At 46.2% G+C, this 15,611-nt stretch carries 13 protein-coding genes and 1 tRNA gene; 1 reads left to right on the forward strand and 13 read right to left on the reverse strand.

The genetic code is table 11. The features are described 5' to 3' along the window. Positions 1-2 precede the first annotated feature (2 nt). The 10 genes from NXH67_RS14290 to NXH67_RS14335 form a co-directional block, all read right to left on the reverse strand. Positions 3-161 (reverse strand): hypothetical protein, encoded by a 159-nt coding sequence (locus NXH67_RS14290; protein ID WP_022777824.1) that lies wholly within the window; start codon positions 159-161, stop codon positions 3-5. Between the two features lie 163 nt (positions 162-324). After that, the gene (locus NXH67_RS14295) at positions 325-1,320 is read right to left on the reverse strand and encodes a hypothetical protein (protein WP_272797811.1); all 996 of its coding nucleotides are present in this window, start codon (positions 1,318-1,320) and stop codon (positions 325-327) included. Positions 1,321-1,499: 179 nt separating this feature from the next. Then, positions 1,500-2,834, reverse strand: a complete 1,335-nt coding sequence (gdhA, locus tag NXH67_RS14300) for an NADP-specific glutamate dehydrogenase (RefSeq protein WP_272797812.1) — start codon at positions 2,832-2,834, stop codon at positions 1,500-1,502. A gap of 193 nt (positions 2,835-3,027) precedes the next feature. Further along, a complete protein-coding gene (locus NXH67_RS14305) occupies positions 3,028-4,488 on the reverse strand; it encodes a cell wall hydrolase (RefSeq protein WP_272797813.1) in 1,461 nt (486 codons plus the stop codon). A gap of 21 nt (positions 4,489-4,509) precedes the next feature. Continuing rightward, complete coding sequence (locus tag NXH67_RS14310; RefSeq protein WP_272797814.1) at positions 4,510-5,844, reverse strand: SH3 domain-containing protein; 1,335 nt, start codon at positions 5,842-5,844, stop codon at positions 4,510-4,512. A gap of 39 nt (positions 5,845-5,883) precedes the next feature. Beyond that, positions 5,884-5,955: transfer RNA gene (locus tag NXH67_RS14315), tRNA-Arg, on the reverse strand. Between the two features lie 67 nt (positions 5,956-6,022). Further along, positions 6,023-6,913: a DUF5688 family protein gene (locus NXH67_RS14320; protein WP_272797815.1), complete on the reverse strand. Its 891-nt coding sequence runs from the start codon at positions 6,911-6,913 to the stop codon at positions 6,023-6,025. A 159-nt stretch (positions 6,914-7,072) separates the two neighbouring features. Further along, entirely contained in the window at positions 7,073-7,630 is a 558-nt protein-coding gene (gene efp / locus NXH67_RS14325; protein WP_022777830.1) for an elongation factor P, read from the reverse strand. A gap of 105 nt (positions 7,631-7,735) precedes the next feature. Further along, entirely contained in the window at positions 7,736-8,473 is a 738-nt protein-coding gene (locus tag NXH67_RS14330; RefSeq protein WP_272797816.1) for a hypothetical protein, read from the reverse strand. 41 nt (positions 8,474-8,514) lie between these two features. Next, the gene (locus tag NXH67_RS14335) at positions 8,515-9,177 is read right to left on the reverse strand and encodes a DUF1961 family protein (protein WP_272797817.1); all 663 of its coding nucleotides are present in this window, start codon (positions 9,175-9,177) and stop codon (positions 8,515-8,517) included. Positions 9,178-9,340: 163 nt separating this feature from the next. Between NXH67_RS14335 and NXH67_RS14340 the strand changes: the two genes are divergently transcribed. After that, a complete protein-coding gene (locus NXH67_RS14340; RefSeq protein WP_272797818.1) occupies positions 9,341-11,386 on the forward strand; it encodes a HelD family protein in 2,046 nt (681 codons plus the stop codon). Here the strand turns inward: NXH67_RS14340 and NXH67_RS14345 are convergent. From NXH67_RS14345 to NXH67_RS14355, 3 genes are read right to left on the reverse strand one after another with little or no spacing between them, the layout of a single operon-like run. Then, the gene (locus NXH67_RS14345) at positions 11,379-13,694 is read right to left on the reverse strand and encodes a transglutaminase domain-containing protein (RefSeq protein WP_272797819.1); all 2,316 of its coding nucleotides are present in this window, start codon (positions 13,692-13,694) and stop codon (positions 11,379-11,381) included. The two genes, NXH67_RS14340 and NXH67_RS14345, sit on opposite strands and share 8 nt — an antisense overlap. Continuing rightward, on the reverse strand, positions 13,624-14,691 hold the full coding sequence (locus NXH67_RS14350; RefSeq protein WP_272797820.1) for a DUF58 domain-containing protein: 1,068 nt from the start codon (positions 14,689-14,691) through the stop codon (positions 13,624-13,626). The genes NXH67_RS14345 and NXH67_RS14350 overlap by 71 nt, the downstream gene beginning before the upstream one ends. After that, positions 14,688-15,611 carry an AAA family ATPase gene (locus tag NXH67_RS14355; protein WP_022777836.1) on the reverse strand — a complete coding sequence of 308 codons (924 nt, stop codon included), beginning with the start codon at positions 15,609-15,611 and terminating at the stop codon, positions 14,688-14,690. The genes NXH67_RS14350 and NXH67_RS14355 overlap by 4 nt, the downstream gene beginning before the upstream one ends.

Below are 15,611 nucleotides of genomic sequence, written 5' to 3' on the forward strand. Positions count from 1 at the left end.
GATCAGTGTAAGCTTCTTAGCATCTCAATTGCTGTCATCGGACGAGCCTCAGGCTCTGTAGTATTGTTCTCATACTTATTAAGCAATCTGGCTCTCATCTCTTCCGGATGATTGTAAAGCTGATCCATTATTCTGTCAAAAGCCTGCTTCCACTCTCCCATATTTTCTCTCCTTATCTAGCCTTAACACTGTAGCGCCTTAATCATATATGTTCGGAGCAGATTAATCAATAACAAAACCGCCAAAAAAATGTGAAAACTCTGTGTCTTCTTGTTTTATGTTTACCAAACACCTCATTATTATGCGCTTTTTAACCTGTAGCCTTTAGCCGGCACTGTAAAAACGGTCTTCTTCGGGTACCTCGATGATAACATCCATCTTCTTGATCTTCCTCTTATTGACCATAAATATAATGTCAATACCGATAAATACCATGCTGACCAAAAAGTAATATATGAAGATCTCATAAAAATCCTTGGTAAGATTATATCTTCGAAGCACTCCTTCAAGGCCGGTAAAAATGTCTGCGAAGCTGACCTTCTCTCCCATTTCCGCGAAATCACTGACAAAAGCCAATGAATAGCCGATTCTGCAGGAAAGGTATGTCAAAACGGCCGCTGCAGCGCTACAATAGATAAGTCCGAATTTGGACATCTTGCCGCTCCCCTGTTCATAACCGCAGATCAGAAGGAAGCCAACCATCGCACCGGTATACGGAGAAACCACTCCATATTTCATAAGTAATACAATTAAGGCTGCCGCAAAAATACCATATAGCAAGCTTAATCCTATTCCCTTGGCAAAATTCTCCCTGATTGAGTCATCAAGGCATCTGCGGGCTTCCACATAGGAATTGCAGGACTCATGGCAGTTATCGCACAGGTCAAACACTCTTCCGTTGATATCATAGGACTCAATGCCCTCCACCGGTTCTCCGCAGATCTCACAGACATTGATATAACCGCTTTGTCTGAAAATCGCTGCCAATGAATGCATAGTACTTATAATGTCATCCACCAGCTTCTTAGCCACAAATCGTTTCTTTAACTTAAAAGTAATTCTGTTATTCTGAAATGCCGCAGTCTTAATAGTTGAAATACTGCCAACAATATTTTCCAAAAATCTGTCCTCAGGAAGAAGTCCCCCACTTCTGACTGAAGTACTGATCAAATAATCAAAGCCTTCCATTGATATCGTGAACCGATATCCGTCCATAAAGCCGATAGTTGATATCGAATCACTGTCTGTTCTGAATCCGATGCTGTTAAACTTTTGCAAAAAGACAAGTTTAGACGAATCCAATGCACTGACATATCCCATACTTTTTTCCTCCCATAAGCACCAAAACATTATCAATGGCGCGTTTATTCATCATATTGGATTCACACCACAATGTCAACAAATCTCACAATATTGTATGAACTGTAAGCACACATAAGGCCATAAAAAAACTGCCGCAGCATAAAAGCCGCGGCAGCAATGATCATATACTGTAAGTATTAAACAATACCCTGAGCCTTCATAGCATCTGCAACCTTAAGGAAGCCTGCAATGTTGGCACCTGCTACGTAGTTGCCTTCCATGCCGTACTTCTTGGCAGCATCGTCAATGTTGTGGTAGATGTTAACCATGATCTGCTTAAGCTTAGCATCAACCTCTTCGAAGGTCCATGACAGTCTCTCGGAGTTCTGGCTCATCTCAAGAGCTGATGTAGCAACACCGCCTGCGTTAGAAGCCTTACCGCAAACAAAGAGTACACCGTTCTTCTGAAGGTACTCTGTAGCCTCGATTGTTGTAGGCATGTTAGCACCCTCGCAAACTGCGATACATCCGTTAGCAACAAGCTGCTTAGCATCATCGATGAGGAGCTCGTTCTGAGTAGCGCAAGGAAGAGCAACATCACACTTGATTGACCATACGCCTCTGCCCTCATGATACTCTGCTGACTTTCTTGCAGCAGCGTAATCTGTAAGACGTGCTCTCTTAACTTCCTTAACTTCCTTAAGAAGTTCTACATCGATTCCTTCGGGATCATAGATCCAGCCTGTTGAATCTGAACATGTAACAACCTTAGCACCGAGCTGCTGAGCCTTCTCGATAGCATAGATAGCAACGTTACCTGCACCTGATACAACTACAGTCTTGCCGCTGATGTCGTGGCCGTTGCACTTAAGCAGCTCCTCTGTAAGGTAAAGAAGACCATAACCTGTAGCCTGTGTACGTGCAAGAGATCCGCCATAGGTAAGACCCTTACCTGTAAGAACTCCCTCGTATACGTCTCTGATTCTCTTGTACTGACCATACATGAATCCGATCTCACGTCCGCCAACACCGATATCACCGGCAGGAACGTCTGTGTCAGCTCCGATATGTCTGTAGAGCTCTGTCATGAAGCTCTGGCAGAATGCCATAACCTCTCTGTCAGACTTGCCCTTAGGATCGAAGTCTGAACCACCCTTACCACCGCCGATAGGAAGGCTTGTAAGTGAGTTCTTGAAGATCTGCTCGAAACCAAGGAACTTGATGATACCAAGGTTTACTGAAGGATGGAAACGAAGTCCTCCCTTGTAAGGTCCGATTGCTGAATTGAACTGTACACGGAAACCGTTGTTAACCTGAACCTGTCCCTTATCATCAACCCAAGGTACTCTGAAAAGGATCTGTCTCTCGGGAGTTACAAGTCTCTCAAGAAGAGCATCCTTGCGGTATTCTTCCTCATTAGCCTCGATTACAACACGAAGTGACTCAAGCACTTCCTTAACTGCCTGATGGAATTCAGGCTGAGCAGGGTTTTTGTCCACAACATAGTTGTAGATCTCATCAACGTAAGACATTTTTTCTTTCTCCTTCCTGTGCATGGCACATAAAAACTTTTTTACAGACCGATTGTCTTATTTTTAAGTATAAAAAAAGGGCGTAAGAAACTATCGGTCTCTACGCCCCGTTGCGCAGACATCACTGTCTGAATGGTATTATACACTTTGATGTTTTAAAGCGCAAGAGACTTTATTACATTAAATCAAAAAATTATTCTCCACCCTCGTCGCCACCTTCAGATGGCTGTTCATCATCATTTTCCTCGGAATCCCCGCCTTCATCACCGCTATCTTCGGACTGTTCCTGGCCTTCGCCCTCTGATTCCTGCGCAGGCTCTTCCGGCTCCTGGGGCTGTTCCTGCTGCTCTCCGCCATCGTAAACGGCAGGCTCCGGCTCAGGAAGCGTAGACCATTTGTAAAAGAATGCATGGTTACCGATCATGGTATATTCACTGATCCTGTAATAATCAGCATAATACTTGGTCATAAAGAACAAATAATCTCCCACTCTGGCTCCGTCCAGAACCTCCTGCGCAGCCCTAAGGCAGGTGGAATTAGGTCCTACGGACATGATAAGCTCGACCTTACCTGACCTGTAGGAAGCAAACTGCATATTCTGAGTGATGACGGAAACAACATCTCCGGGAAAAGCAGAACTCTTAACTCTGTTCATGATAACAGATCCAACTGCCAATTTGCCGGTATAGGACTCTCCGTCGGCTTCCGCCTGTATCGTGGCCGCCAGCCATACAAGCTCTGATTCTGATGCCGAGTAAGCTCCGGATGTATCTTCCTTCATAAGAGCAAGGCGCTCAGCGATCTGCTTAGCCAGCTCTGCCTGGGCGGCAGCGGTCTTGGCCTGAAGTGATTTCATTTTCTTATCAAGCTCAGCCAACTTGTTATCATAGTCAGCCAGCTTGTTCTTCTCTGAGGAAAGTGTATTCTGGGTACTTGAGAGCTTGCCCTTAACCTCAGCTGTAAGTCCCGAGAGTTCCTCATGCTTCTCATCAAGCTGAGTCTGATACTGATCAAGTTCCTCTTCCTTCTCGTGAACGACTGCGGACTTGGCCTCAATATCTGCCTGAAGAGCCTTGTACTCGGCAATCTTTTTCTTATCGTATTCTATTATCGCAGTGAGATATTCATATTTGGTCAGAAATTCCTGCATTGACCCGGACTCTAAAAGAAGGCGTGCAAGCCCTGTGTTGCCACCGCTCTCATAGGTAGATTGAATTCTTTTTTTAAGTAGCTCATAGCGCTTATGTTCTTCGTCTCTTGCCTGCTGAAGCTGTTTGTCCAGCTCAACGATCTCGGAAGACACCTCCGCCATTGCGTTCTCCGCCTCTGTTATCTCTGCACTTAAGGAATCAAGCTTGGCTGAATAGCCGTTGATGGTGGATTGCAGCTGTGAACTCTGGTTCTGAAGATTACTTACGTTGCTCTGGGTCTTCTCTTTCTCACCCTGAAGAGCACTTATTGCATCCTTGGTCTCCTTGGTCTGTTTCTCAAGGTCCGAGATTGCATTCTGGGTCTCCTGCTCCTGCTGCCTCATACCATCGATGGTCTGAGAGATATCTGTATTGCCCTCATCCTCTTCGGCGCGGCAGCAAAGAGCTGTTTCCCCCATTATTAAGCTAAAAAGAAGTAACCAGATAACAATCCTCTTTTTCATATACTCCCCATGTATACGCTGTTACTCAAGAAATTCGGACTTCATGTATCCTGTCTGTCCGTTGTATTCCACTTTGGACCAGCCGTTGGCATACTGCTGTTTAACATTGACCTCTGTTCCGGCATAAAGTGTTGCAAGGATGTCGGAATCGGTGCTCTCACTCTTACGAAGTCTTACGGATTCCGTAACCTTCATCTTGCCGGTCTTGGCTGTAGCAGCGGGCTTGGACTCAGTCTCTGTCTTATTCTCTGTTTTGTTCTCTGTCTTATTATCGTTATTATTGGCTGTTTCGGTATTAGTCTCAGCAGCGTCGCCATTATCACCTGCAACCTCAACTGTCTCTTCACCCACAACCTCAAAGAACTCTGTCTTAACAAAGGCATAGCCGTTGTTGTATTCAATCTTACTCCAGCCGTTGGCAAGAGCCTCAACCTGTGTAAACTCCTGACCCTTGCTGGTCTTGGCAATAACATCTGCTGTCTCGGAATCAGAGCTTCTGATATTGATGACATCTGTGGCTCTGATGGTATGAGTGGTAACAACCTGAACATCGGATGCAGATTCCTCAGAAGCATCCTCTTTAGCAGAAGAACCTTCTGCCGCAGCTGCCTCATTGTTGCTGGCTTCGGAGCTGGCGAGCGCTTCTCCTACGGAAACCTGAAGACCTGATCTCATCTGTGTAAGGAGCTCTGCAAGTACCTCATCGGAGCTTACCATCTCATTATATTTAACAGCGACCTTGTTATTAAGGTCTATAACGTCGGTCTGAACATTGATCTGTCTCAGATACTCAATTTCATTACCCTCTACAATATCTCCGTTAATATAGAGATTGCCGCTGTCATCGGTACAAATATAGAGAGTCTCAAGTCCCGGAACGGCCTTATCATAATTATAGAGCTTGACCTCATTGTAAACATAGGCAACATAGCTGCCAACAAGAGGACCGGGCTTGGTATATACAGTGATATTCTCATAGGCTTCGATATAATCCGCTGCTGCCACAGCCTTAAGAAGCTCGGTATCTTCGAGTCCCTTGTAGATCTGTGAGATAGTCTCGGAATCTCCCTCTGCGCAGGCCTGATAGTACTTGTCTATAAGGGCATTGACCTCGGGATGAGCATTCTCTTCCATCTCTACCTCGGGCACCTCATAGGTTGCCGCAAGCTCAGCACCGGAAGGCTCCTGGGATTCTTCCTGTGCTCTGTGGTTGGCACTGAGAGCAATTCCCACTGTAGCTACCACTGCAAGTACAAAGAAAATAGGCATCAAAAACTTCTTGTTATCGCCTAAAATAGCATTAATAGATCTTCTATTATTCCTCCAGGAAGTGGATGTATTCTTCTTATTTCTCATTTAAAACAAACCTCTAAATCCAAACATATTCAAGTGAAATGCACCCGACAGGACTCGAACCTGCATTAAAGGCGTCGGAGGCCTACGTTCTATCCATTAGACTACGGGTGCATCACATACCCGAATATAATACCATATAGCCCCTATAATGTCTATGTTAATGAGTCCTTGAGGAAAGTCAATTCCCGCAGTCACAGATTTTAAGCTCACCTTCAGGATATGAATAGCTATAAAGACTGTGGCTAAGCACCTCTTCATCTCTTACCACCGACGAATTCACTTCACCAATCATACTCCTTAAATATCTGGGAGGAATACTGCAGCTCCCCGCAGGAACCACAAGCATCTCATGAACAGATGCAGGTATGATATACAGATCGCTGTCATTTATACAGGCAAGTTCATCCAGAACTCCCGGATAAAGAACAGCTCCCGCTCCCTGATATCCGGACTGCGTAGTCACAACATAAATATTCTTAAGAAGCTCGGGACTATCAAACATGTCCGGTTCCAAGTATTCGTTGATGCTCTTAACACTGGCAGGAAACGTCTTAACTGTATTCCTCATAACGCTGTCCCATAGCTCTTCCTTGGAAATCCCCCACATATCAAGGTGCTCTGTGGTGATCATGATACTGCCCTGCTCCTTGTCCTTGATGTTAAGGATACAGATGGGGATCATCACCAGATCCGCAAATGCTCTGACAGGGACACTGCGAAGCCTGTCCATGTTAGGGCCCGCCATTGCCAGCTTGTAGCTAAGATGCCCCTTAACTTCGTCAAAGTTCCTGAAAAAATCCATATCCAGGCCAAGCCCGGCAGAGCTCTCCCTGTAGAGGCTTACCACCATATCGGTGATACTGTCAAAGGATTCTCCTGCCTTGTACATGTTAAAGAAATCATCAATATAAATAGAAGGAGAAATATTGCTGCCTTCTTCTCTTATGACCAAAGCATGATAAACAACTCCGTTATTCTTGACAATCTCCTGAAACTTAACACAGGCGCCGTCTCCGAGATTGTTCTCCACATTCTGCAATAATATATTTCCAAAATTAATTATATCCATATCTTCCTCCGAAAAATAGTTTTAGTGACAAAAAAAGACAATAAAGAAGCCTTGTCCGGTTTCTTTATTGTCTTACAGTTTCTTATAAATACTTCTAAAACAGTTTCTATAAAAATTTATGAAAACTTGTGTCAGATATGGTAAATGAAATGTTACAAATTATACTCTTGAGAGATACTCGCCTGTTCTGGTATCAATCTTGATAACGTCACCCTCGTTAACGAAAAGAGGAACTGCTACGTTAGCACCTGTCTCAACAGTTGCGGGCTTGGTAGCACCTGTAGCTGTATCACCCTTGAAGCCGGGCTCTGTCTCTGTGATTGTAAGCTCTACGAACATAGGAGGCTCAACTGCGAATACGTTGCCGTTGTAAGACATGATCTTACATGTCTCGTTCTCCTTAACAAACTTAAGAGAATCACCGATCTGATCTGATGTAAGACCGATCTGCTCATAAGTCTCAGTATCCATAAAGTTATAAATATCGCCATCCTGATAGAGATACTGCATATCCTTCTTGTCGATTCTTGCTGCAGGGAACTTCTCTGTAGGACGGAAGGTTGTCTCCTTAACACCGCCGTTGATGATATCCTTGAGCTTGGTTCTTACGAAAGCAGCGCCTTTACCGGGCTTAACATGCTGGAATTCAATAATCTGACATACATTGCCATCGATCTCGATGGTAACACCATTTCTGAAATCACTTGCAGAAATCATAAAAAAAATCCTCCTAATTACTTCACATCAAACAACTATCACATTTTAAACTATCATAGATGATTTTTCAACTATTTTTTTGTCATGTTATATTAAAGCCTTGTATCACAACAAATAATCGCCGAAAACCGACTCCGTCGGAGTGCTCTTATAGGCCTGTAAAAGTGACTGATAGTACGAATAATCCGATGTTCCGAGGGTTGCATTAAGAAGAGAATTCTCATTTAATTTCTCAAGGGTCTGACCTTCTATCGAATTGGTGGTAGTGCTGCCGGTCACATCCTCATCCTCATCCGAGGTCTTAAAAAGAGAACTCTGAACCATATTTGTATAAAAATATGACGAATCCGACAGGTCTCTGAGTGCCTTATCGCTAAGGATTCCCTTATACACATCGGCATTCTCCGCGTTCTGACTGTTAGCCTTCATGATAGTCTCAAGGGCATCTGCAATGCCCAGATTGCCGCCAAGTCTTGAGGCCGTTATAAGACTTGCCAGATTGGTGGCATTATTCGCAGTCGTATTACTTGCAGTCGTATTACTTGCAGCCGCATTACTTGCCGAGCCCGAAACCTCACCTGCCCCGGAACCTGCAGTCTTAGCAGTTTCCTTCGTAGCCTCCGCTGTTGTCTTTGTTGCAAAATTATGGCTGTCGATATTGTTTTTGATCTCATCTCTGATATTGGGAGCCTCGACCTTGGTATCATTGACGGCCTTGCTGAAATATTTCTGGAATATTCCCTTAAGGTCCTCACCGATACTGCTGCCCCGACTATTTACACTTGAAATGGAATTGAGATATGAATTGACCGCACTTGTCAGCTCGCTAATACGAAATGCCATTTTGATACCCCCCGTAACCTACAAACAGCAACTACAAGTTATCAGATCCAGGTAACCTTAAGATTCCTGTACTCCGCCACCATGGGAGAGAGCTGGCGAAAACCTATGTTTCCTCCCGTCAGCAGATCTCCGAAGGTCATACCGTCATCATAAAAATCAAATATCTGAAGATCATTTATATAAAAAGAAACTTTAGAACCTCTTTTGACCACTCTCATGTTGTACCAGTCGGCGTTCTCCGAAGCATCCGGGATAGGATCCGCACCCTGACTGACCAGAAAGCCGCCGTAGCTCTTTCTGAGATTGCAGGTATGAAAGCCTCTCTCAGAAGGCTCTTTTCTCCTGAAATAGGAAAGATGATAGGTGTTAAGATCCCCGCTGTGATACTGCTCGTACTCTCCGGTTCTCCTTAAAAGAGCTCCGTCGAAGATGCTTCCGGGACCGTTCTTTGGCTTGGCTGCAAAAAACAGCATGGCAAGGCCGGGCTCTCTGATCGGCCGAAACTCCCACTCGATCATGATATCCGCAGGAAAAACCTTGGGACACCACAGAACGAAATTCGCCTTCTGCCCCTCTGAGGAAGGCCTCTTACTTGCAAGTCTCATAGCGCCGCCGGAAAAGCTGATGTCAACCTCTCCCTCCAGCACAAAATCTTTTATATCATCTTCACAGGAAAGTGGATTGTTACAGATTATTTTTGGCATTACCTGATACCCCCAATGCACCAAGTATTAAATCCCCTCATTTCATTTTATAGGAATATGCGGCGCTATGCAATTATCTACCGCCATGATATACTGATAAGACACAGGAAACTATCCTGTTTTTCGTAACCGCAATATGCCCTTACGTAAAAGGAGTAATTTTATGGAAAAAGATATACTTGAGCAGGAACAGGCTCATCTCACCAAGACCTACAACAAACTTCTTAATATAGAAAAAGACTTGAAATCACAGATATCCTCCCTGAATGAGAAGGCAGTGGAGGACAAAAACGATATCCGCGACAATATCCGTTTCGACTACGCAGATATCGAGACCACCATGGAAACTCTGGCCGAGATTGAGGTATGGAACCGTTATATCGACACCTACAATGTAGAGAGCTCTTCTCTTGGCAAGCGCCTTGATACCGTAGAGAAGCTCCTTCAGTCTCCCTATTTTGCCAAAATATCTCTTCAGTTCGAGGGCGAGGACCAGACTGAGGACTATTATATAGGAAGAGCCGCAATTTCTGAGAACGGATACGATCAGCTGGTTGTTGACTGGCGCTCTCCCGTGGCGGAGGTGTACTACAATCAGGATAACGGCCGCACCAGCTACACCGTAGAAGACAGGGAGATCCCCGTGGACCTTAAGCTTCGAAGGCAGTTCGAGATAGAAAAGAACAAGCTCATCTCCTTCTTTGACACCACCATCGCCATAGAGGATCCGCTGCTTCTTCAGTCTCTGTCCCAGACCCGCTCCGATAAGATGACAGCAATTACCGCAACCATCCAGAAGGAGCAGAACGCTGTTATTCGTTACCCCGATGTGCCGGTGCTTCTGGTTAACGGCATCGCAGGAAGTGGCAAGACTTCGGTACTTCTCCAGCGTATAGCTTACCTTTTTTATCAGAAGAGAAAGTCCCTTCGCCCGGATCAGGTGTGCCTCATAACCCCCAATCCGATCTTCAGGGACTATATCGATAACGTCCTTCCGGATCTTGGCGAGACCAATCCCGTGACTCTTACCTGGAAGGAATTCCTGGACCACGTAAATGTTCCTGTGGCCTACAGCGAATATGACTACACAGAGGATGAGAGCCTTGTAAGGATTCACGAGACTCTCTCAGCACTGTCACCGGAAATCGACGACTTTACAGACATCTTCCAGAAGGACAGACTGATTCTCTCCAAAAAAGAGGTGTTCCAAGTCATCAAACGTTTTGCCAAATTCCCGATGGGCGTAAGACTTGTGCAGACTGTAATGGATGAGCTTGAAGCCATGGCCAAGAATAAGCTTCACAACATGGATAGTGACAATGACGAGGAATCGGAAGGCTCCGCCAAATCCTGCTCTGCAGAAGATAACAGAATTGAAAATGACTTTGGCGGCGCCCTGAGCCAGATAAGACACTGCGGCTTCGTCAACGTCCTTCACGTGGCACAAAGGCTCCTTGATACTAAAAAGATCACAGCCGCTGAGTGGCTCTACACCAAGATGGAGCTCACGGGAATCTGTGACCGAAATATGCGTTATGTCATGATAGATGAAGTTCAGGATTATACAATGGCTCAGCTCATGGTGCTTAGGAAATACTTCCCGGGTGCCCGCTTCATGCTGCTGGGAGATGAATACCAGGCAATCCGTGAGGGTACCGCAACCTTCTCCGGAATAAGGGAGCTGTTCAGTGAAGGCGGCAAGACCTATGCAGAGCTTCCCCTTCTTACCAGCTACAGAAGCTCACCGGAAGTAACCGAGATGTTCGCATCCATCCTTCCTGAGGAAAAAAAGCTCATGGTATCCTCTGTGAAACGCCCCGGTGAAAAGACTTTAGTTAAGGCCTGCGAGTCAGACGAAGAACTCACCAAAGAGCTTATCAATCTCATGGACGAATACAGCAAAAAGAGCGGTCTCACCGCCATTATCTGCAGAAATGAAGGAAGCCTTGAGAGAATCAGCGAAAGATTAGGTGACAGATCTCCCGCGATCATCTCTGAGAACTGCTCTCTTCCAAAGAGCGGAGCATTCCTTATTGAGCTGCGATATGCCAAAGGTCTTGAATTTGACCACGTCATTCTACCCGATGCGGGAAATGACGCTTACCCCGCAGACGAGCTGGGAAGACACTGCCTGTATACGGCTATGTCCCGTGCTACACAGCACCTGGCTGTTCTGTCCAAGGGTAAACTTGCCGATATTATCAGCTGACCTTCTTTTTGTTTTTCCTATAGCTCTCATGGAGCTGTTTTCTAACGTCTCTGACATGGAGGCTGTCTTGTTCGGTTAGGGCAGCCTCTTTATTTTTGCCGTATTCTATTTTGTAATACAGTCCGAAGATCTCACTTACAGATTCTCTGAATTCCTGCGGTGCTCTGTCTGCATAATCCGACAAAAAGCCCCTGTCAAAGAACTCATCGGAATGTTTCCTGATATCCTTCTTGATAAGTTCAACATCTGTGCGAAGTTTCCCTCCATAGGAGGATTTCCTGTACACAGCATCTTTTACCAGCGCTGTACCCACAAGAACCAGAACATACAAAAGCAGGACGCTGAGCACCACAATCACCGCTATCCTTACAAGCGTGAATATCTCCTTGTTGTCGTCTTCCTCAACAACTTCCTCTGCAAGATCCGGCACCAGTTCTACAATATCCGGCACAGACAGGCTGTCATAATCTTCTTCATAGGTCATTCCCTTATCGCTCTGTGGCTGTTTCATCTCCATATTCCAGGCTCTGTCCTGATAGGAGGTATATGCGCTAGTGGGTTCAAAAGGGATCCAGCCCGCATCCTTAATAAATGCCTCGGGCCAGGTATGAGCCCTTGTCCCTGACACCTCAAACTCCTCCTGTTCCTCAAAGGGATACAGGTAGTTGTAGCCCGCATCACACCTTGCCGGGATTCCAGAGAGCCTTAGCAGCATCACCATCGATGAGGCATAGTGCACGCAGTAGCCCTTACCGGCATGGAACAAGAAGTCCTCAGCCAGGGTGCTCATTCCTTCTGCTGTATTCATATCCTGAGGCTCGGAATCCGTCAGCTGAGTACTGTAGGGGTACTGTCTCAGATACTCCTCTATCACCCTGCACTTGTCATAATCGTTATCAAGACCTTCTGTCAGAGTCTTAGCCAACTCCCGGAGCCTGTCGCTGTAACCGGTGGTATCCAGATACTCCTCGCAGTTAGCGCCATAGACTTGGTCAGAATCAGCCAGTTTCTCATACTCTTCTTTTGTCACCACCGCAGCCAGATTGAAGCTGTACATTCTTCTTGCATAGTCGCAGAGTTCCTCATATGAAATATTACTCTTTGGCGCAGAGTCTGCATTTTTAACCAGCGCGATGAAATAGGGACTTGCATAGTCCACGTCAAGATAAACCGAATTGATGGTATATCCCTTTTTGTGATCAGTATCGCTCCTGCCGGATTTAAGATTTCTTCCGTTGGTCGTAAGGTCTATGGCAAAAACAGGTGTGATCTCATCCTTGGTCCTTACATAGGCGTATTCTATGTCAAGGCCCACCTTCTGGGAAAAGGTCTTGGCCATCTCATCGGTGACTTCCGCCCTGTACAGTAGCGTAAGAAACTCAACCGCTCTTTCCTTATCAATACCTTTTCCGCCGGTGAGGTATACCGCTTTCCTTCTCTTCATAAGCTGAAGAGTCTCCTTATCCTTGTACAGGACATAGGTCTGGCTCTTAGGCCTTAGGATAAGCTCGGTCTTGGACCTGCCTGTGATACTTCCGCCGGACTCCTTAAGACTGCTGTAGCCTGCGACATATTTATTTTTGCCAAAAACGCCGGAGGTCAAATAGTATACATTGCTGCAGGCAACCTCCACGCCGTTTGCGATCCTCTCTCCCACCTCCAGCACGGGTTTCCAGTTGATCGGAGCCTCTCTGGCAGGAATCAGTATTATGATAATAGCCATCACAGCAAAAAATGAAAAGGGAAAGGGTTCGCCGGATCTCTCCGGGATAAGATACTGAAGCCCCGACAGCATCAGCACAAACAGACATACAAACAGCGCCGTTTCACCTCTTGAATCCTCATAAAAAGGTCCGAACCCAAAACGAAGCGCCACCGCTGCCACCGTCAGAAGTAAAGTCCCTACCAGCACCACTTTTTCCCTGAAGGGAACAAAATTCATTAATAGCCTCAAAACTGCCGCCGTGATTACCGCCATCTGCAGATAAGGCATGCTATCGATATCTCTCACAAGAAAAAACAGCACGAAGGCCGGAAGAACCGCCACCAAAGATGCGGAGACTCTTCCCGCAAAGACTTCAAAGAGACGTGACAGCCCTGTATAGAACAAAAAGAAAATGAGCACTGCAAATAAAAAGGAACTGCCACAGAACTCCCCCAGATCACTCCTAATAAGGAACATCCCTCTAAGGCACACCCCTGTCAGAGAAAATATGAACATGCAGATCTTAAGCTCATCAGAAACTAACGCAGTAATCTTCTCCCGGCTCCATGTCCTCTCTGATGAGAAGCCAGATATCCATGTCATCCCTCTTGTTACCCCCGTTCTTTACAAACTCCTGCATCTTCTCATACTCCTCATCGGCGCCGTAGAAGATCCCATCGGCAACGATATTATAGAATTCCAAAAATGAGTCATGGGAATCCACCACGGACTCCTTAATAACTCCCGCAGGATATATAAGTCTTACCGGTATCCCCTGCTGCCCGAAATGCCAGGCTGCTGACACAACAAACTCCAGGAAATAATCTCTTTTCCTCAGGTACTCGGTGTCCTGATCTCTCTCGGGAACGTTGACCGCTCCAAGAACCAGCGTCACTGTCCTCTTCTCCATTTTGTCCGGAACTCTTACCATCAGCTCAGAAAGTCTGGCTGACACCTTCCAGTTAATTGATGAAAGGCTGTCTCCGTTTCTGTAGGCTCTCATGTCGCTGCCCGGAATCTCTTCGTATAGCCTTTTGCTCTTAAGGCCGCTGCTGTTGATGAGATTCTCAAGGTCAAGGGAGCTGTCGGCAATATCCGTTATTCTGGGACTTACGATGGCTCTGAAGGAATACTTTACCGGATACTTTACCTTCATTATCTTGAAGGGATCCTGAAAAAAAACATGCTCGACGCCTACGTTATAGGCCCCTGCGTATTTGCAGCTGATTCCGGAAGTGATCTCTTTTTTACCAAAGATACCAATAGACACCCGGTCTTCTTCGCTAAGATTCCCCATATCGCATCGGTCCTTGTACAGGCCAAACGACATCTTGTGAACCGGAAGAAATCCTGTGTTCTCCAGCATTATCCTGTAGTCATGGGTATCGCCCTTGGAGAGCTTGTGAACCTCAATCTCCTGGTACAGGGACAGACGAACGATGTTGATAAAAATGTACGCAAGGGACAGCGGAAGTATCAGCAGAAGGCCGTAGAACATCACAAAGGGCACCGGTCCGCCGTAAAAAGAGGCAAGCACCAGGCTCCCCGCCAGAAATACCAGATAATACAGTACTCCTTTTTTGCTGAAAGTGATCCTCATGAGACTTTTGTCCTCTCTATGATCAGTGTCACAAGATGATCTCTGGTAACGCGGTTCATCTTGGCCTCTGTTGTAAGTACCAGCCTGTGAGGGAGTGACAGGGATGCTGCCTTAGCAATGTCCTCCGGCACGCAATAATCTCTGTCGTCCATGTAGGCGATGGCCTGACTGCAGCGAAGCATTGCAAGAAGTGCTCTGGGTGAGGCGCCGCAGGCAATATCCGCACTCTTTCTGGTGGCTTCCACAATGTTAACAGCGTAGAGTCTCAATGTGTCGTTGACAGTGACTTTCTCAGACTCTTTTCTCATGCCTAGGATATCAGCGGCTGTAAGAACAGGCTCAATTTTACCATGAAGCTGCCCCTCCAGGAAACGCCCTGCCATATCCACGCTGGCCTGGGTGTCGGGATAGCCCACAGAGAGCTTCATCATGAATCTGTCCATCTGGGACTCCGGTATCGGATAGGTTCCAGCCATTTCGGATGGGTTCTGGGTTGCTATTACCATAAAGGGCTCCGGAACGGGAATCTGATTGCCGTCAATAGTAACCCTGTGCTCCTCCATTACCTCCAAAAGGGCAGACTGGGTCTTGGGCGATGTTCTGTTGAGCTCATCCGCAAGAACTATATTGTTAACTATGGGACCCGGAAGGACCTTGAAGGAAGAAGTCCCCTGATCATATACGGAGAAGCCCGTTATGTCGGAGGGGGTTGTATCCGGTGTACACTGAATTCTGGAAAAAGACAGGGACAGCGAATCTGAAAGTGCCTTGGCCAGGGACGTCTTACCAACGCCCGGCACATCTTCCAGGAGAACATGCCCGCCGGCTAGCAGTGAAACGATGAGCCTGTCTATCACCTGCTCCTTTCCTACTATTCTCTGCTGCATGCTTCCCCTTAGCTTAGCTACTTTCTCATTCAT

This window comes from Butyrivibrio sp. DSM 10294 (assembly GCF_028539135.1).
In the GTDB taxonomy this organism is placed as follows: Bacteria; Bacillota; Clostridia; order Lachnospirales; family Lachnospiraceae; genus Butyrivibrio.